The sequence below is a fragment of the Chitinibacter sp. GC72 genome, from assembly GCF_009760905.1.
Taxonomy (GTDB): Bacteria; Pseudomonadota; Gammaproteobacteria; order Burkholderiales; family Chitinibacteraceae; genus Chitinibacter.
Map to the genome: position 1 here is coordinate 49,529 of NZ_VIRW01000011.1, position 21,401 is coordinate 70,929.

Here is a 21,401-nt window from a genome sequence, read left to right on the forward strand (position 1 = left end):
AATCAGTCCGCGCCAAATATCGCACAAATATAGCTGTTTCCAGTCCAAGCCGTGCCAAAGCTGCCGCCACGCACTTTTTAACCCAGAGCAGCCGCAAACCCGCACCGCCGTTGAGTTTAATCCCGCTGCATCCCACTCAGTCCCGGATGACAAGTCTCCCACCACCCCACATAGGATAAAATCCACCCTGCTGATACCACCACGATGTATTTGACTGCAAGCATTCATCCGCAAGGCTTAGCGGGCAATACATCGAGATTAATTTGACGACTAGCCCCGAATCAAAACCTGAGGTCAATATGCAAAAATTCGCTGAAATCCAAGCCCGCGCCATAGCGCGCAAAGGCGGCGCGCAGGCTCTGCAGGATTTATTGCCCTCGGTAGCGAGCGAGGCGCAGTTTTTGGCGCTGCCCGATCACCGCATTCTGGCGATGATGTGCAAAGCCATTAATCAGGCGGGCTTTAACTGGACAGTGATTAGCAATAAATGGCCGCAGTTTGAAGATGCTTTTTTCGGCTTTGATGTTGATACGCTGGCGATGCTGTCCGCCGAGCAATGGGAAGCGTATTGCAACGACACCCGCGTGGTGCGGCATTGGCCAAAGATTAAAGCGTTGATGGAAAATGTCAGCTTTGTGCGAGCGTATAGCCATGAACACGGCAGCTTTGCGCGCTTTCTGAATACATACCCTCCTTCACGGCAAGTCGAGTTGATGGCCTTTCTCAAAAGCCACGGCAGCTGCCTGGGCGGGCAAACGGGGCAATGGTTGCTGCGCTATATCGGCAAAGATGCATTTGTTTTAACGCCAGACGTGGTGCTGGCGCTGCAGTTGGCTGGCCTGGACATTCCCGATCAGCCAACAGCTAAACGCGATTTAAACAAAATCCAGCAGCTATTTAATGATTGGGCCGCAGAAACCGGCCTGCCCTACACCCATCTAGGCAAAATCGCCGCCTATTCGGTGGGCGTGAATTATGAAAGCCAGCTGATTCAACATGAAAGCAGTAAGTTCAAAGCGGTGATTGAATGAGCAGGCACAAGCACATGCCCGATTGCGCGCATTGATCATCCCGGCGATCAAGAGCAGCTGAGCAGGCATTGCAGAGCAATATGGCAGGGTATATTAATGCAGGCGTTTGCAGCACTGTCCTAGCTAGCAATACGTAGGCATGCATCTGAATAATGAAGCAGAATTAACTGGTGAGCTCGGCAGGCAAAGGGCTTTGTTGCACAAATCAGCGGCGTAGTGCCGCTGGTAGAATGGCTGTATGAGCAAACCCGCGCCTAACAAGTACAAAACCACCCACTGGCCAAGCTATCACGCCGCATTGAAATCGTGTGGCGCATTGATGCTTTGGCTTGATCCAACGCTGAAATGGGCTGCTGAACCGACTGGCAAGCACGGACGAGCCCCTACTTTCAGCGACGCCACCATTCAGTTCTGCCTCACTATCAAATACCTATTCGGCCTCACATTGCGCCAAGCCACTGGCATGGTTGAAAGCCTGCTGCAGCTCGCCAATTTAGATTGAGTCGCCCCAGATTATTGCACTAGGGTCTGCTGACGTTGGGTTAACGGTTGCGCTGGCGCGACATCCGTGGCCAATCTTGGCCGTGATGTGCGCAATTTGCCCATGCCAACTTTACAAAGACTCGTTGTTTTTATGTTAATTACCTTACCTGACTCATAGTAGGCATGGAAACCATCAATAGTTGTCGCTTATGATTGCAGGCCAAGTCAGCACAAGAGACAGCAGTATGACTGCGAGCAAAGATCAGCTTTACCGACCCGGTGAATCGGAGCTCAGCCTTTGGCTGCAGCCAGAGCAAGATGACTGGCTGTTATTGCAGCAGTACTCAGCTAGCGCGCCTGAAGTGCTGGCGCGCTTTTCCAACCACGCTGCCGCCTTGGCCGCGCAGCAGCAGGTACTGGCCGCCCGACTGGCTGATGGTTTTTTGCAAGCCGATACCGCTATTCCGGCTGTCCACACAGAAACCGATTCGAAATCCGCCACATCGCCTGATCCGCGCCATACCTCACAGCAAGCCGAACTTGATACTCGATTAATCAAAGATTTACACGCCGATGCTTGGCGCTTACTCAGTGCTCGCCAGCGCACTCGCTTGGTCTGGCGCATCGGTGAAGTGCGCGCCGCTGCTGCGGTGCCAAGGCTCATTGAATTGCTCGGCAGCGAAAAAACGAAGCACGGTCTGCTCGATTATTGTATTGCCTGGGTTTTGGGGCGTTGCCATGATCGCGGCGCAATGGCGGCGCTTGATGAATTAAGCCGCCGCGCGACTCATCCTGCTGCGCAGCGCATCGCCCGCGATGCTTGGCTGGCCTTGGCGAACGAATCCGAGCGCAGCCAATGGGCTGAGCGCCAGATCGCCGATTGGGCGCTGCCTTTGCGAGAAGCGTGGCAGCAGCAAGATGTTGCCACTTTGCAAGCGCGGCTCAGTGCGCCAACTGAGTGGGATCAAGCCTTGCTGCGCCAGCCGTACGGCGACTGGCTAGAAGAATTTGATCGAGTGAGTTTGTCCGCCAACTGGGCGCGGCCCTTGCTATTGCAGGCTTTGAGCACTTTACCGTTGCTCGGGGGAACATTCCGTGCAGCGCGACATATTTATAAAGCCGCCGAGCTGCGTGGCGACGCGGCGGTCTGGTCTTTGCTGCAGCGCCGTTTTGAGCAAACACCGGCGCAATTCACGCGCTCGCATGCCATGCAATGGGTGGCGTTTGATAATGAATGGCTGCGTTCAAACGAGGAATTGCCACGTAACGATAGCCGGCTGGCTTATTCCAACCACACCCGCGCCTATCTGGTGCGGCGTGGTTGGCGCTATTTACGCCGCTTGGCGGTGCAGGGTAGTGCAGAATTTGTACCGTTGGCGGCGGCCGCTTTATTGCAATACGACGATGCCCGCACCGATTTGAGCGGCTACACCCAGCACAATACCTCGGTGTTTGAGCAAGGTCGCTGGCAAATGCAAACCCGCTATTGCCATCCGTTTTCACGCAGCATGCTGCTCAACCGTTTATTATTTAAGGCATCTGGCTCGATACATTGCGGACGCAATAGCGAATTATGGTGGTCGGCGACGCCGTGGCACGGCGAGCAGACGCAGCAGCCTGCGCCGTTTGCCGCTATGTGGGCCGAGCGCCCTGATGCCTTGCTACACCTATTGCTGACCAGCCGCGCCGAGCTGGTGCATTCGTTTGCCGCGCCCTTGCTGCTAAGCACAGACGGCGAGCCGACCCGCCCGCAGCAAATTTATCTGCAACAGTTGGACGAACACTATTGGGCGCGTTTGCTTAACAGCCCGATGGCGGTCACCGCCGAAGCGGCCATGCGCTGGATTTTGCCGAAAGTAAGTAGCGACAACTCACAGCACTGGCTGGCCTTGCTGCTAGCAAGTCGCCATCCCGCGGTCGCGCAAGCTGGCCTAACAATCCTCGAGCAAAACCCTCAAGCCGCAACAGGCAGCTTAGCCACACTGAGCGCAGTGGTGTTGGCGCGTACGCCGGAAGTGCGCCGTTTTGGCCGTGTACTATGTCAGATTGCTGCCAGCCAGCCAGCGCTGTTGACGGCATTACTGGTGCAACTGCTCTCCGAGCTCAAGCTGCGTGATCAGCATAGCTTTGCGCTGGCCGAGATTTGCGAAAACCTCTCATGGGTATTGGCTAATCCGCTAATTAAAACCTTAACTACCGATGTATACCCTGAGTTTTTAGCCTTGCTACAGCATACAGCGCAGCCGATTGTGCTGCTGGCTGCTGGCGCTTTGCTGCATTATCCGGCACAAAATTGCCCGGCAACGGCGTATCAGCGCTTGTTATCCAGCCCTGAGCCAGAGATTCAAGCCGCTGGCGTACGTTTACTGGCCGCATTGCCAACCGATGTCCTGCTCACGCAAAGCAGCATGCTGCTCAATTTCTGCCTCAGCGACGCAGCGCAAGTGCGCCAAGCTGCACAGCAGGCCTTGCAGCAGATTGCGCCTAGCTTGCCCGCCAATGCGCTGGCTCCGCTATTTGATGCCTTGTTCCGCGCTGAAAGCAGCGAGGGATTGCACGCAGACTTGCTGACTTTACTCACCGCCACCTTGGCCGAATTTATGCATTTGCGCGCCGATCAGGCCACAATGTTGCGCTTATTGCTGGCGCGCAGCCGTGGCGCACAAGCGTATGGCAGTTGGCTATTGCAGCAAAGTCAGGATCATGAAGTCGCGCTAAGCGACTGGTCTTGGCTGGCGCGGCACGAGGCGCTGGCGGTGCGGCAGCGCGCGATGCAGGTGCTAGACACGAATTGGCCGCAAATTGGCGTTTCCGGCGTATTGCCCGTCTTGTTAAGCCGTTGGCCTGATACGCGCCAGCAGGCGCTGGGCTGGCTGCTGGAACGGGTCGACCCCGACGCATGGTCGCCTGAATCAATGATTGCCTTGTGTGATAACGAATACCCAGAAGTGCGCGCCTTGGGCTGCGACTTACTGCAACAACGCTTGGCACAGCAGCGCGATCAAGAATGCTTGCTGGCGCTGGCAGCGCATCCCTCATTGCAGGTGCAGCGTTTTGTAGCGAGCTGGCTGGCGCAGGTATTGGATGCGAGCGAGTCGTCGGGGTACGACGCCCATCAAGCAAAACATCTGCAGCTGGCCGAGTACCGTCAATTTCTGCTGACGGTGCTATCCCAAGTCAACCGAGGCCGAGCTGCCAAGCAGGCACTGTTTAAATTACTGTCGGCGTTGTCATTACAATCGGAGAATCTGGCGCAGGAAGTCGCCAGTTTGTATCAACGGCTGGTACTCACTGTCGCTATCGCCGACAAGGCGCAATACATTGCAGCGCTGGCCAAAATCCGCCAGTACTATCCGCACATCGAAACCGGCCTGCAAATTTGTCCGCTAGAGCATCGACAGCCAGAGCGCCGGCAAACAGAGTGTCAGCAGCCAGTACGCGGAGTTGCCTGATGGAATTCAAATATCAATACGCCGGAGAAAGTGCAGTCAGTCAGCAAGGCGGTGCCACGGCAGTTTCTTTTGCGGCCGATACCTTGCGTGCGCCGGTGCAGTTTATCGCCGAGATTAGGCAGCATGTGGCGTTTCGCGAAACCATGTCGGCCTTGCATCGCGTGGTACTGGCTGATTTGCGTTTTCGCGGCCGCGACCACACGGCTTACTTAGCCTGGCTGCAAGCCAATGAAAGCAATTTGCTCGCCGAATTCATGAGCCAAGCGGGCGTACTGAAACAGCAGGTCGCCGCGCTGCAGGATGAATTAAAGGCCTTGCGCAAGCAAAAAGACGCGGTGTTATCGCCTTTCCTCAAAGCACAGCACGCTTATTTTGACCATCTGTATCAACACAATCGTGAATGGTGGTACGTGCTCGATCCGGTGATTACCGTACATCCCGATTTGGTGTTCTTTGAATGCTTTAGTCAAGACGAATCCACCTACGCGCGGCTGTCGTTTGATCACACGTTTTTTGAAGCGCAGGGGGAAACGGTGTATGGCACGACCAATATCGATTATTCGCAGGCACTGTACGATGAATTTCAACGCATCCGGCCTTACCACCCCACCCGCTTGGAAATCGCCGGTACGGGCTTAAGCGTGCAAACCGCTGCAGCGGATCAATTTGTCGAACATAAAATCGACGTACCCGACAGCTGGGTGCGCGGCTTTTTGCAAGTCAGCAGCGCGATGGCGCAACCCGGCATCAAATTAACGCTAGATCCGATGGATTTGCACAATATTTGCCACTTGCTCAAACGCCGCAAAGAGCGCGTCGGGCCGCGTTCAATTCGCTGCGAGCTGGTGCCGGGGCAGCCAGTCAGAATGGTATTCGAGCCGTGGAATACGGTGCTGGAATGCCCGCGCTCCAGCCACAGCGCCACCGAAACGCAAACAATACGCTTATGGGGGCGCCGCCGTCTGTTGCAGCTGGAGCGGCTGATTCCGCTGGCCACCACCGTGGACGTGCTGCTTCTAGGTAGCGGCATGCCCAGTTTCTGGCAAGTGGCAGCGCCCGGCTGGGAATTTACGCTGGGACTGTCGGGCTGGACTGCGAATGATTGGTCGCGTTGCGGTCAGTTTGATTTGCTGGGTGCGCGGCAAAACGTCGATCACGCGACTTGCGAGCGGATTTTGCAAACTCTGGCGCAGCAGTTCACCGCGACGGTGGCTCAGCTCGCGCAGCAGTGTGCGCTGGATTCAGAGGTCGTGGCATCCGGTTTGCTGCTGCTATCGCAAGATGGGCGCGTGATTTACGACTTAAGCAAAGGTGCTTACCGCCTGCGCGAGCTAAGTCGAGAACCGCTGAAGATCAGCCAGTTAGTCAGCGAACGTGAAAACACTGCGGCTGCGCTGGTGGCGGCTGGGCAAGTCAAAAAGATTCAGATTGAGCAGGTTGAATCTGGGTATAGCGTTACCGCACAGATTAAAGTTAATGGCCAGAGCTATACCCCATATTGTCTCATTGATGTAGACGAAAGAATGACCGACGCTGGCTGCCAGTGTCATTTTTATACCCAGAACCGCTTGTACCGTGGGCCTTGCGAACACATTATCGCCACCCGGCTGGCTGCACAGCGGGACATGGTAAGACAAAAAACGAAAAGCGCCGTGTCGGTGACCTAGCTTTAAACCCAGCTGACGGTTTGCCTTGTTGCTGTTGTAAAGACGCTTGTTAATTAACGCTTTATTGAAGGGGGATTTCCGGGTCTGTTAGACTCGAATGGTGTGGTGGGGAGGCTCTTGCAACCCGGCTGGTGCATCGCCAGCCTTGTCTTTTGCTGTTCCACGCGTCACTGGCCTGTTCTTCACTGGGCCGGTACGTGCTACCTGCGACATGACGGTGCGGCTTGTGCCAAGCCCAATGTCGCAGGTAGCACGTACCGGCTTCGAGTGGACCAGTCCAGTCTTACAGGCTCTTCGATGAGAACCCTGCCACACCCTTCCGAGTTGCTGATGTAAGCGGTATCTAGGATTTGGCTCGAAATAAACCCCTGAAATGTCAGTCATCCCGAAAGGTTTTTATCGGTGATACTGGCCGTGCTTTTTGGTTCCCGTCTACGCGGGAATGACGACGACGGGTAGCTCATTCGAGCCAGACACTAAGGTGTACTGCTTGTCCCGGCTTAAATTATGAGCCAGCCGAGCCAGTCCAATCCGAATCAGTCCAATTCTGCCCAGCCGCCCAATAGCCGCGAAGCCATTTTGCAGCGCATGCGCAACAGCAGTAAGGACGAGGTGATTCTAGAAGAAATGCGCCGTCAGGGCTTCTGGCCCAAAGATGAGCCGTCCCCCGAGCAAGCCGCTGCCCTTGCATTGATCGAACGCGAAGGTGAGCTGGTGCGTGCTTTGCACGATTTAAGCCAGCAGCTGCATCAAGTGGAAGAGCCGCAAGCGGCACTGAAAGCCATGCGGAAGGAGCGAATGCGTCTAGCGCGAGAAAAGCGCGAAGTCACCCGCCGCCAGCAAGCGCAACGCCGTTATGATCGCGCGCTCGCTTGGCATACGCAGCAGCAAAACGATATTACTTATTTGGGTGAAGACGTATCGCAAGGCTTGGCTGATCCGCGCAGCGATGAAGCGCGGCTGGCAAGCAAGGGCCTGCCTCATTTCAGCAGCGTCGCCGCCTTGGCACAAGCGATGGGGGTGACGGTAGCCGAGCTGCGTTTTCTGAGCTTTAGCCGCAATGTCACGCGAATCAGTCACTACCGGCGTTTTACTGTACCCAAAAAAACCGGCGGGGTGCGGCTGATTTCTGCGCCGATGCCGCGCTTGAAACGACTGCAATACTGGATTTTGGAGCAAATTTTGCTGAAATTACCAGTGCACGCCGCAGCGCAAGGCTTTGTCGCTGGGCGCTCGATCGTTAGCAATGCCACGCCACACACCGGACAGGCGGTGGTGGTCAACTTCGACTTACAAGATTTCTTCCCATCTATACACTGGCAGCGCGTATCGGGCCTATTCCAGTCTATGGGCTATTCCAAGCAGTTGGCGACGATTTTGGCGCTGATTTGCAGCGAAACGCCGTGCGATGAAGTGGCGGTCGACGGCGCACACTATTTTGTCCAAACCGGCGTGCGGCGTTTGCCACAAGGCGCGCCCTCTAGCCCCGCGCTGACCAATTTACTATGCCGCAGGCTCGATACGCGGCTTAGTGCGCTGGCGCAGCGCTTGGGTTTTCGCTATACCCGCTACGCCGACGACATGACTTTTTCTGCGGCAGACGATAGCCAATTACCGCGCCTATTATGGCAAGCCAAGCGAGTGATTCGGGAAGAAGGCTTTACGCTGCACCCCGACAAACAAAAAGTGATGCGCCGCCATGCACGGCAAGAAGTCACCGGCATTGTCGTCAATCAGCGGCCTGCAGTCTGCCGCGAAACTTTGCGCCGCTTTCGGGCGGTGCTGTTTCAAGTTGAGCAAACGGGGCCAACCGGCAAGCACTGGAATGGAAACGAAAATGTATTGGCTGCGCTAGCGGGCTACGCGCAATTTATCGTGATGGTGGATGCCGAAAAAGGCCGCCCGCTACTGGCCCGAGTACATGCCGCGCAACTGAAATGGTCTGCACCAGAAGCCGCCCGCAGTAGCTACTACCGCGATTTTCGCACGGCCAGCAGCAAGGGTATTGCCCCGAAGGGCATTACTCAAATGGCACAGCGTGCAATACCCATTATTGAGCTAACTCAAGAGCAGCACCAGCAGGCCAAACAATCAGCGCAGCAGCCAAACAGCCAGCGCGCAGTGATCCCAGCCGACCCAGATGTGGTGCTTCTCGAACAGCAGCAAGCGCCGCCGCTAGCTGCCCATGCCAACACACCGGTCAGCATATATCTGCAAATCGCCGCAGCTTTTTTGGCGTTAATGCTGATCGGCCTGCTATCGAGCAATTACTTGCTCTCGGCAGGCAGTATTGTCTGGGTCTGGTATTGCATGCAAAAACGCAAATTCAGTTGGTGGGGGTTTGTACTGGTACTGATTGTTTGCCGATGGCTGTGGCAACAGATTGAATGACGGCAAGCGCAGAAAGCAGCAAGACCACCTCACTCACCACCACGATTGCATTGCCGACTGTGTCTCGGTGCTGAGTGGCAGCGCTTAGCTGCTAAAGCATAATAAGTGATCTGCTAGCCTTCGCCAAGTGTAACCAGAATTGTAACCATAAAACGGCTTTTTCCGAGCGCCAACGAAAAAAGGGTTCCAGCTAAAAAACTGGAACCCTTATATTCTTGGTGCCGACGGCAGGAATCGAACTCGCGACCCCCTGATTACAAGTCAGGTGCTCTACCAACTGAGCTACATCGGCTAAGAGCTGCGCATTCTACACTATTTTTAAAAATACGCAAGCACTATAACCGCTTATTTTAAATCTTTACTGCTAAAAAACGCATCCGAGTAAAACTCTTCGGCCGGCAGGCCTTGGGCGACGCAGCCTTTCACTGCGGCCTCGACCATCACGGGTGCGCCGCAGGCGTAGACCTGGTAGTGCGCCAGATTGGCAAAATCGGCCAAGACGGCCTCGTGAACCAGGCCGGTGCGGCCTTGCCATTGATCTTGCGGCTTGGGCGCGGAGAGCACCGGTATAAAGGTGAAATTGGGGTGTTGCTGCTGCCAGTCGGACGGTACGGCAGGCATGTACAAATCATCGAGCGAGCGGCAGCCCCAGTACAGCACCATTTCGCGCTGGGTGTTGTGGTGCAGTGCGTGTTCGATAATGCCTTTGATCGGCGCAAAGCCGGTGCCGGTGGCGATAAAGATAATGGGCTTATCGCTGTCCTCGCGCAAAAAGAAGCTGCCCAGCGGGCCGGTGAAGCGGAAAATCTCGCGCTCTTTCATCGTCTCCCACACATAGCCGGAAAACTCACCACCCGGTACATGGCGGATGTGCAATTCGAGATAACCTTCCTGATGCGGCGCGTTGGCAATCGAGAAGCTGCGTTTATTGCCGGTTTTGGTGTGGATGTCGATGTATTGGCCAGCCAGAAACTGCAGCCTTTCGGTCGATGGCAGCTTGAGCGTGAGCACCGCCACGTCGTGCGACACCTTGTCGATTTTCTCGATGCGGGTTGGTAGCGTTCTAATCTGGATGTCTTTGGTGGCGGTGACTTCGCGGCATTCGATGCTCACGCTGTCGCTCACTGGCGTGGCGCAGCAGAACAGCGCCAGCCCTTGCGCTACTTCGCTCTCGCTCAAGGCGCTGGCCGAATGATCGCCGTGCGCCACTTCGCCGCTCAGCACCTTACCTTTGCACGCGCCGCATGAGCCATTTTTGCAGCCATAGGGCATATTAAAGCCCTCGCGCATCGCTGCATCTAGCAGGGTTTCACCGTCAAACACGCTCAGTTGCTGACCTGAAGGTTCAATGATAAGTTGCTTGCTCATTCTTTTGGATTTCCGACTTGTGCGAAAAAAACGCTTGTTAATTATTGGTTGCGGTGACGTTATTCGGCGGGCGCTGCCCTGGCTGCTGCAGCGCTTCAAGGTGTATGCCACTGCACGCAGCACTGGTAAAGCGCTGCAGCTGCATACCCTGGGCATCCACCCCATCATCGCCGATCTGGATCAGCGCCGGACTTTATCGCGCCTGGCAGGTCTGGCCGATCTGATTATCCACAGCACGCCACCGGGCGAAGACAAAGCTGACCTGCGCACTCGCCGCCTGCTGGCGACGCTCTCGCTGCCGCGAACCTGCGGCGCGCTCGCCCCGCAAAACGCGATTTTAGCACAGCGCCGCATCGTCTATATCAGCACCAGCGGGGTTTACGGCGACCATGGCGGCGCGTGGATTGATGAAACTTCGCCGCAGCTGGCCAGCACTGGCCGCGCCCTGCGCCGCATCAACGCGGAGAATCAGTTACGGCAATGGGCACAGACTCGATCAGCGCCGCGCCGCGTGTGCCTGCTGCGCGCGCCGGGGATCTATGCGCTCGATCGCCTGCCCACTGCGCGTATTGCGCGGGGCGAGCTCGGCATCATCGCCAGCGAAGATAGCGTCAGCAATCATATTCATGCCAATGATCTGGCGCATGCCGTCTGCCTGGCGCTGTTTCGCGGCCTGCCGCAGCGTAGCTACAATATTGTCGACGATGCACCGCACACGATGAGCGAGTGGTTTGACCAAGTTGCCGACTTTACCACCCTGCCCCGCGTGCCCAAGCTCAGCCGCCAAACTGCGCAAAGCCAGCTCTCGCCAACGATGTGGTCGTATATGAATGAGTCACGGCGGCTGAGTAATCAGCGCGCCAAACGTGAATTGCGCTGGCGGCTGCGATACCCGACGACTGAAGCGTTCTTCCACGCCAATCAAGGCAGGTATATTGCTACGAGCAAATACTAGATTGATCTGCTGCCATATACCCTATCAAGACCAGAAGCGCTCCAGCCAGCTTTTCTTGTGCCAGCTTTTTTGCGCGCCGCGTGACAGGAAATGCTCCACATAGCGCTGATCACCTTCCATGATGTGATTGGTCAGCCAATTGCGCAGAAAATGCAGTAGCTCGAACGACACCGCTTCGCCATTATTCAGCCGCGCTTGCAAATCGTTCATCTGGCTGATCAGGTCTTCGTGGTGTGCTTTGTGCGTCTCGTATTCGGGGTAGCCCAAAATGCGCATCAGGCTCTCTTCTACCGTAAAGTGGGTGCGGGTGTAATCGGCCAGCCGCTGCAGCACGGCAATCGAGGCATCACGGCCATGGTGGTGGCGGATCGCATCGTGCAATTCATTGAGCAGGTTGACCAGCACTTTGTGTTGTTCGTCGATTTCCTGAATGCCAACCGACAACGATTCATTCCATTCGATAAGCAGGCTCATACTCGTACTCCTTACCAGTCAACGCTGGCTATTGTGTAGCCTGCATACTGCCCAGAGCACCAAGTACCATTTTGATTTGCATCAAACAAAGCGCCAGATCAGCCCATTCCGTGGCAAGGTCTTGCTACAACACGCCAGCCAGCTCGCGCTCCAGCACGGTTTTGAGCGCAGCAAAGCACGCTGGGTCGATCGCGTTGCCGACCATGCCGGACATGATCTCGATGGTTTTTTCCGGTGAATTGGCCGCGTGATATGGGCGCTCGGCGCTGATGGCATCAAAAATATCGGCCACGGTGATAATGCGCGTTTCCAGCCGGATATCGGGCGCACTCAGGCGGCGGGGATAGCCATTGCCGTCCAGCCGTTCGTGATGCGCGCCGGCGACAAAGGCCAAGTCGGCAAACTGGGCAATTTTGCCCAGAATCTCCTCGCTTAAACGTGCATGCTGCTGAATGGCGCGGAACTCGTCGTCGGTCAGCTTGCCCGGTTTTTCCAGAATGGCGCTGCTCACGCCCAGCTTGCCGACATCGTGCAATAGCGCAGCGCGTTTGACCCAATTACGGCGCCGGTCATCAAAACCCAGCTCCTGCGCGATCAGATCGGCATAAAAACCGACGCGCTCGCTGTGGCCGGCGGTAAACGGGCTTTTGGCGTCAACCACCTGGCCAAAAGCCGAGGCGATTTCGTCCATGTAGTCATCATCGAGCGGCACGGTAAATTGTGCAGGCTCAAGCTCAAGCACGGCTTGCGCGATCTGCGGGTCAGCCAGCGTTTGCCAGAACGTATCGTCAAGGGCGACTTTTTCAAACGCCGCCACCAGCAAGGGGTCAAACCAGAAATCGGCACGCTGGCGGATTTCATTCAGCGCAGCTGCCTTCCCCTCAAGTGGGCCATGCGAAAATTGAAAAACGTCGATCACCTGCGAGAGCAAAGCAATGCGGGCATACAGCGGAATCTGCTCGCCTTGCAAACCGTCTGGTCGGCCGCTGCCGTTCCAGTGCTCATCGAGAGAATGAATCCCCAGCGCCACTGATTCGGGGAAACGCAATTGCCGCGCAATCCGCGCGCCGCGATCACACCGCGTCTGGATCAGCTCGTTGGCGATCGTGTCGCCGTTGCGCATGATATTCAGAATCGCCGTCAGGCGTTTGGTCCAGCTTTCATTGCGCCCGGTGTGCTCGAACACAAAGCCGAGCACTTGCGAGAGATTGGTGCCGACCAGCTTGAAATCACGTTTAAAGCTCTGATCGTCAGTCAGATACAGCTCGCAAATCCGCGCGGCGTTGCTGCTGCAGCCCAGATCTTTGAGCAGCAAGGTGTAATACAGCTCCCACAGCGCCTGCTCACTCATGCCGATCTGCTTGCCGATATGCACGCCAATCCAGCAGCAACGCACGCAATGGCCTTCGGGCTGGCCTTCGGTCATATCCAGCGCGTAGGACAACGCGCCCAGGAGTTCCGCCAGTTTCAATGATTCGCTCATACACGCACCTTGCTTGTTGAAGTTTCCAGAATAGACAATTGCGCCCAGACGAATCGAGGCGTATTTGCTCCGCCCAAATACATACCATCGGTATAGCTCTGTATAAAATATAGAGTAACCGCTACAGAGATATACCCCATATGAAAACAGCGACCCTAGGGTCGCCGTCTGATTGCTCTTGCTTGGTTTTATTCTGGATTAATCTGCGCCACGCGCCCGATCAGCGTTGAACTTGGCCACAAACTGCGGGAATTGATCCGCTTCGATCGCATCGCGCATTTCTTGCATCAGCACTTGATAGTAATGCAGATTGTGGATGGTATTGAGCTGCGAGCTCAAAATCTCTTGGCTACGGAACAAATGGTGCAAATAGGCACGGCTAAAGTTGCGGCAGGTGTAGCAATCGCAGCTCTCGTCGAGCGGGCGCATATCTTTCTTGTAATGCGCGTTCTTGATCTTCACATTGCCATAGCGGGTAAACAGCATGCCGTTACGCGCATTGCGAGTCGGCATCACGCAGTCGAACATGTCGATGCCTTGACTGACGCCAAACACCAAGTCTTCCGGCGTACCGACACCCATCAGGTAGCGCGGCTTGTTCACCGGCAGTTGCGGCGCGGTGTGCGCCAGAATGCGTTCCATTTCTTCTTTGGGCTCGCCGACCGACAAGCCGCCAATCGCCATACCGTGAAAATCCAGCTCGTTCAGACCTGCCAGCGACTCATTGCGCAAGTCTTCGTGCATGCCACCTTGCACAATGCCAAATAGCGCGTTCGGATTTTCCAGCTTGTTAAATTCATCTTTCGAGCGTTTCGCCCAACGCAGGCTTAGGCGCATCGATTCAGCTGCGGTTTTATGATCGGCCGGATACGGCGTGCATTCATCAAAAATCATTACCACATCAGAATTGAGCACCTTCTGGATGCGCATGGATTCTTCTGGCGTCAGAAATAACTTGTCGCCATTAATCGGGCTCTGGAATTTAACGCCTTCTTCGGTGATCTTGCGCATCGCGCCCAAGCTAAATACTTGGAAACCACCCGAGTCGGTCAACATCGGCTTATCCCAGCCCATAAATTGATGCAGGCCGCCAAATTGCTCGATGACTTCGAGACCCGGGCGCAGCCAAAGGTGGAAGGTATTACCTAGAATAATCTGCGCTTTAATATCGTTCAGATCGCGCGGCGTCATCGCTTTGACGGTGCCATACGTGCCTACCGGCATAAACACCGGCGTTTGCACCACGCCATGATTGAGCGTTAACGTGCCACGGCGCGCGCCGGCACTGGTCGTTTTGAGTTCGAATTGCATGAAAAACATCCTGAAAAAGCAGCCGGAGACACAGTCCAGCGCGAGGCGGCAAGATTAACGGCGCACAAGGCCGATGGCAAGCGCAATATTGCTCAATAAAAACAAAACATTAGGCTAAAAACAGCGAAATAATCTAAAATTGCCAGTGTTCGCTCCCCTAGTGCCCAGCTTTTTTTGTTCTTTAAGAGTCCTGCCAAACAATGCGCCTGCTCCCCGCCCTTGCCCTTCTCGCCTTCACCGCCACAGCCCATGCTGCGCCCATCAGGATTTGCGCCGAAAATGACTGGGCGCCATTTTCCTTCAGTCAAAAAGGTCTGGCAGTGGGCGCTTCGGTTGATCTGGTGCGTGCCGCATTTAAAAAAGCCGGCGTAGAAACCAGCTTTATCAGCGGCAGCTACAATCGCTGCCTGCGGCTGACGCTGGCAGGCCAGTACGACGCGATGCTGGACGTAGGCAAAAACCGGGAACGCACACCGCAGTTTGTCTGGCCGCAACACCCGTATCTGGTGATGAAGCTGCATCTGATCGCCAATAGCAAGCTTGCAGCTCCTGCCGAGCTGTACTATGGGGTATTGACTGGAAAGCGAGTCGGGTTAACGGCTGGATACGAATACCCCGATAAAATGCTCAGCCAGCCCGGCCTGCTGAAAGTGGAGTCGAGCAGCGAGCTGGCCAATTTGCGCCAGCTCTCGGCTGGCAATATTGAATTTATGCTGCTTTCGGCAGGCACACTGGCGACATTGAGCAAGCAGCTGGACAAGGCCGAATTAAAGCATATTCGCGATTGGGGCCAGATAGACCAGTCGGCACTGTATATTGCTTTCAACCCCAAAGCGGCCAAAGCGCAGCAATGGGCCAGCAGTTTTGATCAGGGCTGGCAGGACATGCAGAAAAAAGGCGAAGACCAGCAGATTTTCACCCACTGGTCGGCAATGCCTTAAGCCTTCAATACCCGCCTCAAGCGCCCTGTTCAGGCTCAAGTAGCATCGAATCACCGTAACTGAAAAAGCGGTACTGCTGCGCTACGGCGTGGGCATACGCCGCACGCATCGTGCCAAAACCGGCAAACGCCGCCACCAACATCAGCAAAGTCGATTTGGGCAGGTGGAAATTGGTGATCAAACGATCAACCACTTTGAATTGATAGCCGGGTTTGATAAAGATATTGGTATCGCCCTCGGGCTCAGCCAGCAAGCCCGTTTGCGACGACGCTTCCAGCGCGCGCAGCGATGTGGTGCCCACCGCGATCACCCGCCGCCCCTGCGCCTTGGCTTCACGAATCGCCGCTTGCGTGTCAGCCGGAATCCGGTAGCGCTCGTGATGCATCACGTGCTCGGCAATATTATCCACGCGCACCGGCATAAAAGTGCCAGCACCGACATGCAGGGTGAGAAAACAGGTTTTTACACCCATTACGCGCAATTGTTCGAGCAAATCATCGGTAAAATGCAAGCCCGCCGTCGGCGCAGCCACCGCGCCCGGATCGCGCGCGTACACCGTTTGATAGCGCTTGGCGTCTTCCTCATCGGGTACATGGGTAATATACGGTGGCAAGGGCAGCAGGCCGGATTGTTCCAGAATATCCAGCACGGTTAAATCCGGATGCGCGGCAGAAAAATCGAGCTTGAACAAATCGCCCTGGCGCTCGCTCATTTCGGCAATAAAACCACCCTGAAAATGCAGCAGATTGCCGGGCTTGGGCGCTTTAGACGCCTTGATATGCGCCAAAGCCTGATGCTCGCCCAGTACGCGCTCAATCAGGGCCTCGATCTTGCCGCCACTGACTTTTTCACCAAATAGCCGCGCCTTGATCACCTTGGTGTCGTTAAACACCAGCACATCGCCCGCTTGCAAGAGCGCCGGGAGTTCGGTAAAAACCCGATCGTCGAGCGCAGCACCTGCCACATGCAGCAACCGGCTTGCACCCCGGGTTTGTGGGGGGAACTGGGCAATCAGTTGTTCGGGTAAATCGTAATCAAAATCTGAAATTTGCATCGCGCACGCACGCCGTAAGCCAGGATAAAAAATCGTCGCGATTATATCAGCAAAACGCCATGTAACCCGCGCCAATCCTCATGTAACAGAATTTTTCAAAAGCTTTCAATTGTGTAAGCACCAAGCCAATTAAATATTTTCTCGGCTTTTTCTGGACAAGTTCGCCGAAGTTGCGGCAAACTCCGACGATTCACAGCGAATATAAGGATTGCTTTATGTCGTCCAACGACAAAATCCTGGTTCTGCACGGCCCCAATCTGAACCTGCTTGGGCTGCGTGAACCGCAGCACTATGGCAACGTTACACTTGATTCGATCAACCAAAACCTGGTCGATCTGGGCAAAAGCCATCAAATCGAAGTCAGCACATTCCAGTCCAATCGCGAATATGAACTGATCGAGCGCATCCACACCGCCTACACCGAAGGTGTATCGTATATCGTGATCAATCCGGCGGCTTTTACCCATACCAGCGTGGCACTGCGTGACGCACTCTCTGGCGTAAAAATCCCGTTTATTGAAGTGCACTTATCGAATGTGCATGCTCGCGAAGCATTCCGGCATCACTCCTATTTTTCCGATCTCGCCACTGGCGTGATCTGCGGCCTAGGCGCGCAAGGATATGAGTTCGCACTCACCTTCGCGATCAAGAAGCTCAAAACCCAATAACACCAATAAGCTTATAAAAGCTTTGATCTCCACCTTTATTACAGAGAGGATTGCATCAATGGATCTGCGTAAACTGAAAAAACTCATCGACCTGGTTGAAGAATCGGGCATCGCCGAACTGGAAGTGACCGAAGGCGAAGAGAAGGTACGCATCACTCGTAGCGTAGCCAACCACGGCTATATGCAAGCCCCTATGCAATATCAAATTCCTGCTGCACCCGTTGCGGCACCTGCGCCTGCTGCAGCACCTGCAGCCGAAGCTGCTGCGCCAGTTGTTGAAGGCAATGTGCAAAAATCACCGATGGTCGGTACTTTCTATCGCTCATCCAGCCCTGGCGCGAAGTCTTTCGTTGAAGTGGGTCAGTCGGTGAATGCAGGTGACACGCTATGCATTATCGAAGCGATGAAGCTGCTCAATGAAATCGAAGCTGAACACTCAGGCGTGATCAAAGCGATTCTGGTAGAAAACGGCCAGCCGGTTGAATACGGCGAACCGATGTTTGTTATTGGCTAATTCTGTGATGCGTGGTGCGTGAGAGCGACTGCAAGTTGCTTGCACCCAGCTCACTCCTCACGGAGTTTGAAAATGTTTGAAAAAGTATTAATCGCTAACCGCGGCGAAATTGCTTTGCGTATTTTGCGCGCCTGCCGCGAAATGGGCATCAAAACCGTTGTTGTGCACTCTGAAATTGACCGCGAAGCCAAATATGTCAAATTGGCCGACGAATCGGTGTGTATCGGCCCCAATCCTTCCGCGCAAAGCTATTTGAACGTACCGCGTTTGATCGCCGCTGCCGAAGTAACCGGCGCGCAAGCAATTCACCCCGGTTACGGTTTTCTGTCGGAAAACGCTGACTTTGCGCAGCGCGTTGAAGAATCCGGCTTTGTCTTTATCGGCCCGAAACCCGAATCAATCCGCATCATGGGCGATAAAGTTGCCGCCAAAGATGCGATGAAAAAAGCTGGCGTGCCGTGCGTACCTGGCTCGGAAGGCGGTTTACCTGACGACGAAGCCGAAATTTTGCGCCTCGGTCGCGAAGTCGGCTACCCCGTTATTATCAAGGCCGCTGGCGGTGGCGGTGGCCGCGGGATGCGCGTGGTGCACGCCGAAGAAGATTTGCTCTCATCGGTGGCACTCACCAAGCAGGAAGCCAATCAGTTCTTTGGTAATCCGATGGTGTATATGGAGAAATTTCTGCAAACGCCGCGTCACGTTGAGATCCAGATCCTGGCCGACCAGCACGGCAATGCGATTTATCTGGGCGAGCGCGATTGCTCGATGCAGCGCCGTCACCAAAAAGTGATCGAAGAAGCACCAGCTCCAGGCGTCACCGAAGAACAACGCCAGCGTATCGGTGAAGCGTGCGCGGCGGCGTGTCGTTTGATTGGCTACCGTGGCGCGGGTACGTTTGAATTCCTGTACGAAAACGGTGAATTCTATTTCATCGAAATGAATACCCGCGTTCAGGTTGAGCATCCGGTGACCGAAATGATTACCGGCATCGACATCGTTCAGGAGCAAATCCGCGTTGCTGCGGGCTTGCCATTGCGTTACACACAGGAAGACGTCAAGCTCAAAGGCCATTCCTTTGAGTGCCGGATTAATGCCGAAGACGCACTGAAATTTATTCCAAGCCCAGGCCAAGTCACCAAATGGCATATGCCAGGCGGCCCCGGCGTTCGCGTCGATTCGCACGTGTATCAGGGCTACACGATTCCGCCGACGTACGACAGTATGATCGGTAAGATCATCACTTATGGCGATACGCGCGAGCAAGCCATGGCGCGGATGCGGATTGCCTTGTCGGAAATGGTCGTTGAAGGCATTAAAACCAATATTCCATTGCACCAGCAATTGTTATTGGACAAAGCATTTATCAAAGGTGGCACCAGCATTCATTATCTGGAACACCATATGGACGAGATTCGCTTGGCGATTGAAGGCAAAAAAGCTTGATCAGCACAATTGCAACAATCACAAAAAGGGCAGCTTCGCTGCCCTTTTTTATTTTCATAAACAAAGCATGGGTATATTAACCTAGGTCAATAAAATCAAGATGTCTAGACATATACCCCACGAAGGCATCGAACTGATCTAGACATATTTTGCCGCCAGTTTTATTAGTAAAACATCATTTACTTACACTGAGATTGGATTCATTGTCATCGACTCAAAATCGTCCTAGCATTGCGATTCCTGAATGCAAAGTCAGGAAACAATAACGGCAATTCATCAGGCCGCCACCAAAAACAACAGGATGGAGTCAACTCAAATGAGTCAACATTTATCAGGAAAGGCCAGCCGCCTTGCGCTGCTGCTGAGCACAATGCTGCTCGCTGCCACGGTACAAGCGGCAAACTGGCAAGAAGGCACGACGTACACGGCGGGAAACAGTGTCGATTACAATGGTAAAACCTATACCGCACTGGTAACGCACACGGCTTTTGCCGGTGCAAACTGGAATCCGGCAGCAACACCTACCTTGTGGAAAGAAACAGGCAGCAGCGCTACTGCATCGCCAACACCACAGACCACCCTGTGTCCGGTTGCATCGCCACTTCCCCAGCCCACCGAGCAGCTTAAACCGCCTGCGCGCTGGGAACTGATCACGACCAATGGCGCCAATAATTGCCCAGTTCAACGCTGGCAGCCTACCTGCCCAACAGGTAGCCCATTTGTCGATGGGGAATGCAAAGTGCCACTCCCTGTAGTCACCCCAACAGCCACGCCACATATCACCAGCTCACCGGCAAGCAATAACTGGAATTCTTCAGCGGTCTATACTGCGGGCCAGCGCGTCAGCTACAACGGCTCGATTTATGAAGCCAAATGGTGGACTCAAGGCGAAGCACCTAGCTCAAGCGATTGGGGTCCATGGAAACTAGTGAGCATGCCTGTCGTCACGGCAACACCAGCAGTCACACCGACGCCAACTCCTAAAGTAACGCCGATTGGTAGCTGCATTAGTCCAGGCTTTACGCCTGAATGCACGCCAACTCCGGCACCAACAGCTACGCCTTATGTGACTGTAGCGCCGAGCCCAACCCCTTGCCCAACCGTCGTTGGCAATGGCGGTTGCAGCACTAGCGGACTACCTAAACACGCGTTGATTGGTTACTGGCATAACTTCACCAATCCATCGGGTGACACGTATCGCATTCGCGATGTGGCACCGGAATGGGACGTGATCATGATTTCGTTTGCCGACGATGCGGGCAATGGTGCGGTGGCGTTTAATCTGGACAAAAATGGCGGCACCGAGGCTGAATTTATTGCCGACGTCGCTGCCAAACGGGCACAAGGCAAAAAAGTCATCCTTTCACTGGGTGGCCAGGAAGGCCGCATGACGCTGTCGAGCAAGGAAAACGTCACCAACTTCGTCAACAGTCTGCACGCCATCATCACCAAGTACGGTTTTGACGGTATCGATCTGGATCTGGAAAGCGGTGCCGGTGTTGTGCTGGGTACGCCGATTATCAATAATCTGATCGACGCAGTGAAACAGCTCAAAGCCAAAGTGGGGCCAAGCTTCTATCTGTCAATGGCACCGGAACATCCATATGTTCAAGGTGGCTACGTGGCTTATTCTGGTATCTGGGGTGCTTATCTGCCCATTATTGACGCGCTGCGCGATGATCTGAACATGATCCATGTGCAGTACTACAATAATGGCGGCTTGTGGACACCATACTCGAATGGCGCGCTCAATGAAGGCACAGTCGATGGCCTAGTTGGCGGTTCATTAATGCTGATCGAAGGCTTTAAAACCGTTGGCGGCACCGGCTGGGAATTCAAAGGCCTGCGTGCTGATCAAGTCGCTTTTGGCGTACCAAGTGGCCGCAGCTCGGCCAATACCGGCTTTGTGAGCAATCAAGTAGTAACCGATGCACTCACTTGCCTGACGCAGCTGAAAAACTGCGGCATGGTGAAGCCCAAACAAGCCTACCCGGATTATCGCGGCGTAATGACGTGGTCGATCAACTGGGACAAAAAAGACGGCTACAACTTCTCCAAACCGACTTCAGCCACGCTGAAGGCACTACCGAAGTAAGCTCTGCTCGATCTGCTGATCTTATTCGTCAAAAGATCAGCAGCGATCAATGATCCCCCGAACCCGCCGCG

The 21,401-nt window shown here is 54.8% G+C and carries 15 protein-coding genes, 1 tRNA gene and 1 pseudogene; 11 read left to right on the plus strand and 6 right to left on the minus strand.

Annotated features, from left to right (window positions below):
* Positions 1-299: 299 nt before the first annotated feature.
* From FLS37_RS10675 to FLS37_RS10695, 5 genes and pseudogenes are all read left to right on the plus strand, one after another.
* On the plus strand, positions 300-1,031 hold the full coding sequence (locus tag FLS37_RS10675; protein WP_157669917.1) for a DNA-3-methyladenine glycosylase I: 732 nt from the start codon (positions 300-302) through the stop codon (positions 1,029-1,031).
* Between the two features lie 238 nt (positions 1,032-1,269).
* Positions 1,270-1,530, plus strand: a pseudogene (locus FLS37_RS10680) (transposase); the annotation flags it as partial.
* Between the two features lie 229 nt (positions 1,531-1,759).
* Positions 1,760-4,966, plus strand: a complete 3,207-nt coding sequence (locus FLS37_RS10685) for a hypothetical protein (RefSeq protein WP_157669919.1) — start codon at positions 1,760-1,762, stop codon at positions 4,964-4,966.
* Positions 4,966-6,633 carry an SWIM zinc finger family protein gene (locus tag FLS37_RS10690; protein ID WP_157669920.1) on the plus strand — a complete coding sequence of 556 codons (1,668 nt, stop codon included), beginning with the start codon at positions 4,966-4,968 and terminating at the stop codon, positions 6,631-6,633. The genes FLS37_RS10685 and FLS37_RS10690 overlap by 1 nt, the downstream gene beginning before the upstream one ends.
* A gap of 507 nt (positions 6,634-7,140) precedes the next feature.
* Complete coding sequence (locus FLS37_RS10695; protein WP_157669921.1) at positions 7,141-9,024, plus strand: reverse transcriptase family protein; 1,884 nt, start codon at positions 7,141-7,143, stop codon at positions 9,022-9,024.
* A gap of 216 nt (positions 9,025-9,240) precedes the next feature.
* Here the strand turns inward: FLS37_RS10695 and FLS37_RS10700 are convergent.
* Positions 9,241-9,316: transfer RNA gene (locus FLS37_RS10700), tRNA-Thr, on the minus strand.
* Positions 9,317-9,369: 53 nt separating this feature from the next.
* Positions 9,370-10,392: a CDP-6-deoxy-delta-3,4-glucoseen reductase gene (locus FLS37_RS10705; RefSeq protein WP_157669922.1), complete on the minus strand. Its 1,023-nt coding sequence runs from the start codon at positions 10,390-10,392 to the stop codon at positions 9,370-9,372.
* Between the two features lie 19 nt (positions 10,393-10,411).
* Here FLS37_RS10705 and FLS37_RS10710 point away from each other — a divergent pair, with 19 nt between their 5' ends.
* Positions 10,412-11,347: an NAD-dependent epimerase/dehydratase family protein gene (locus FLS37_RS10710; RefSeq protein WP_232522567.1), complete on the plus strand. Its 936-nt coding sequence runs from the start codon at positions 10,412-10,414 to the stop codon at positions 11,345-11,347.
* A 24-nt stretch (positions 11,348-11,371) separates the two neighbouring features.
* Here the strand turns inward: FLS37_RS10710 and FLS37_RS10715 are convergent, their stop codons facing one another.
* The 3 genes from FLS37_RS10715 to tgt form a co-directional block, all read right to left on the minus strand.
* Positions 11,372-11,821, minus strand: a complete 450-nt coding sequence (locus tag FLS37_RS10715; RefSeq protein WP_157669924.1) for a bacteriohemerythrin — start codon at positions 11,819-11,821, stop codon at positions 11,372-11,374.
* Positions 11,822-11,945: 124 nt separating this feature from the next.
* Positions 11,946-13,304 carry an HD-GYP domain-containing protein gene (locus FLS37_RS10720; RefSeq protein WP_157669925.1) on the minus strand — a complete coding sequence of 453 codons (1,359 nt, stop codon included), beginning with the start codon at positions 13,302-13,304 and terminating at the stop codon, positions 11,946-11,948.
* Between the two features lie 198 nt (positions 13,305-13,502).
* Positions 13,503-14,615: a tRNA guanosine(34) transglycosylase Tgt gene (gene tgt, locus FLS37_RS10725; RefSeq protein ID WP_157669926.1), complete on the minus strand. Its 1,113-nt coding sequence runs from the start codon at positions 14,613-14,615 to the stop codon at positions 13,503-13,505.
* Positions 14,616-14,815: 200 nt separating this feature from the next.
* Between tgt and FLS37_RS10730 the strand changes: the two genes are divergently transcribed.
* The gene (locus tag FLS37_RS10730; RefSeq protein WP_157669927.1) at positions 14,816-15,556 is read left to right on the plus strand and encodes an ABC transporter substrate-binding protein; all 741 of its coding nucleotides are present in this window, start codon (positions 14,816-14,818) and stop codon (positions 15,554-15,556) included.
* A gap of 16 nt (positions 15,557-15,572) precedes the next feature.
* Here the strand turns inward: FLS37_RS10730 and queA are convergent, their stop codons facing one another.
* On the minus strand, positions 15,573-16,610 hold the full coding sequence (gene queA, locus FLS37_RS10735; RefSeq protein ID WP_157669928.1) for a tRNA preQ1(34) S-adenosylmethionine ribosyltransferase-isomerase QueA: 1,038 nt from the start codon (positions 16,608-16,610) through the stop codon (positions 15,573-15,575).
* A 215-nt stretch (positions 16,611-16,825) separates the two neighbouring features.
* Between queA and aroQ the strand changes: the two genes are divergently transcribed.
* From aroQ to FLS37_RS10755, 4 genes are all read left to right on the plus strand, one after another.
* The gene (gene aroQ, locus FLS37_RS10740) at positions 16,826-17,278 is read left to right on the plus strand and encodes a type II 3-dehydroquinate dehydratase (protein WP_157669929.1); all 453 of its coding nucleotides are present in this window, start codon (positions 16,826-16,828) and stop codon (positions 17,276-17,278) included.
* A 58-nt stretch (positions 17,279-17,336) separates the two neighbouring features.
* On the plus strand, positions 17,337-17,792 hold the full coding sequence (accB, locus tag FLS37_RS10745; RefSeq protein ID WP_157669930.1) for an acetyl-CoA carboxylase biotin carboxyl carrier protein: 456 nt from the start codon (positions 17,337-17,339) through the stop codon (positions 17,790-17,792).
* Positions 17,793-17,864: 72 nt separating this feature from the next.
* The gene (gene accC, locus FLS37_RS10750; RefSeq protein WP_157669931.1) at positions 17,865-19,235 is read left to right on the plus strand and encodes an acetyl-CoA carboxylase biotin carboxylase subunit; all 1,371 of its coding nucleotides are present in this window, start codon (positions 17,865-17,867) and stop codon (positions 19,233-19,235) included.
* A 316-nt stretch (positions 19,236-19,551) separates the two neighbouring features.
* Entirely contained in the window at positions 19,552-21,330 is a 1,779-nt protein-coding gene (locus FLS37_RS10755; protein WP_157669932.1) for a chitinase, read from the plus strand.
* The last annotated feature ends 71 nt before the right edge of the window (positions 21,331-21,401 follow it).

Coding starts and splice junctions, on each gene's coding strand:
- FLS37_RS10690 (WP_157669920.1), top strand. CDS start 4,966: ATGGAATTCAAATATCAATACGCCGGAGAAAGTGCAGTCAGTCAGCAA.
- FLS37_RS10675 (WP_157669917.1), top strand. CDS start 300: ATGCAAAAATTCGCTGAAATCCAAGCCCGCGCCATAGCGCGCAAAGGC.
- FLS37_RS10705 (WP_157669922.1), bottom strand. CDS start 10,392: ATGAGCAAGCAACTTATCATTGAACCTTCAGGTCAGCAACTGAGCGTG.
- accB (WP_157669930.1), top strand. CDS start 17,337: ATGGATCTGCGTAAACTGAAAAAACTCATCGACCTGGTTGAAGAATCG.
- queA (WP_157669928.1), bottom strand. CDS start 16,610: ATGCAAATTTCAGATTTTGATTACGATTTACCCGAACAACTGATTGCC.
- FLS37_RS10730 (WP_157669927.1), top strand. CDS start 14,816: ATGCGCCTGCTCCCCGCCCTTGCCCTTCTCGCCTTCACCGCCACAGCC.
- FLS37_RS10695 (WP_157669921.1), top strand. CDS start 7,141: ATGAGCCAGCCGAGCCAGTCCAATCCGAATCAGTCCAATTCTGCCCAG.
- FLS37_RS10715 (WP_157669924.1), bottom strand. CDS start 11,821: ATGAGCCTGCTTATCGAATGGAATGAATCGTTGTCGGTTGGCATTCAG.
- FLS37_RS10720 (WP_157669925.1), bottom strand. CDS start 13,304: ATGAGCGAATCATTGAAACTGGCGGAACTCCTGGGCGCGTTGTCCTAC.
- tgt (WP_157669926.1), bottom strand. CDS start 14,615: ATGCAATTCGAACTCAAAACGACCAGTGCCGGCGCGCGCCGTGGCACG.
- FLS37_RS10685 (WP_157669919.1), top strand. CDS start 1,760: ATGACTGCGAGCAAAGATCAGCTTTACCGACCCGGTGAATCGGAGCTC.
- aroQ (WP_157669929.1), top strand. CDS start 16,826: ATGTCGTCCAACGACAAAATCCTGGTTCTGCACGGCCCCAATCTGAAC.
- accC (WP_157669931.1), top strand. CDS start 17,865: ATGTTTGAAAAAGTATTAATCGCTAACCGCGGCGAAATTGCTTTGCGT.
- FLS37_RS10755 (WP_157669932.1), top strand. CDS start 19,552: ATGAGTCAACATTTATCAGGAAAGGCCAGCCGCCTTGCGCTGCTGCTG.